This is a genomic window from Lysobacter sp. TAB13 (assembly GCF_052113885.1).
GTDB lineage: Bacteria > Pseudomonadota > Gammaproteobacteria > Xanthomonadales > Xanthomonadaceae > Lysobacter > Lysobacter gummosus.
The window spans coordinates 1-663 of the sequence record NZ_JBFRDR010000079.1 but is presented as its reverse complement, the minus strand read 5'-3'; the positions used below and the strand labels follow the sequence as shown (position 1 = coordinate 663).

Below are 663 nucleotides of genomic sequence, written 5' to 3'. Positions count from 1 at the left end.
GATTTGACCAGGGGGATGCCGTAGGCGCGCAGCAGCCGGAATGACAGTTCGGCATCGAGAGCGCCCGAGCATTGCTCGATCTCGCGCCTCAGGCTGGCGACCTCCTCATTGAACGGCGCCCGCGCGCCGCTGCGCTGGCTCGCCCAGGAGCCGGCAGGCCCCGGCTTGCCGAGCGCGAGGTTGCCGACAGCGCGAAGTCCGGCGTGAAGCCCGCGCAGCAGCGGCACCCCGTGATCGGCTAGCATCGAACGAACGCCCGGATCGACATTCTCCGAGGTCGGCGAGATCACGACCAATGGCGTTTCGCTCGCCTTGCCGGCCTCGGCATAGACGCCGAGCACATTCATGTAATTCTGGAGCGTCGCCGGGTTCAGGCTCTCCTGGGTGTCCTGAAGCGCGATGACCGCACCGACATTCTCGTCACAGAGGACAGCGCGCATGGCTTCGGGTGTATTGCGGTCCTCGACATTGACCGTCGCTCCAAAATCGACCGGATTGTTTCCGGCCGTGCCCGGCAAGGCAGCACGCAGGCGGTGCGCAGTCGCTGCGCTATATGCTGCGACCGCTACGCCCTGCGCTTCCGCGACGTCGCATGCCAGGGCGGTCTGACCGCCGGAAATCCCGACAATCCCGATGCTCGCCCCACGGACCATGCGCCGCGCC

Annotated in this window: 1 protein-coding gene; it reads right to left on the bottom strand. The window is 66.8% G+C overall.

The window, feature by feature from the left end; translation table 11 throughout:
* The coding region (locus AB4Y92_RS25200) for a hypothetical protein (protein WP_441822103.1) at positions 1-663 on the bottom strand (663 nt) is incomplete at both ends.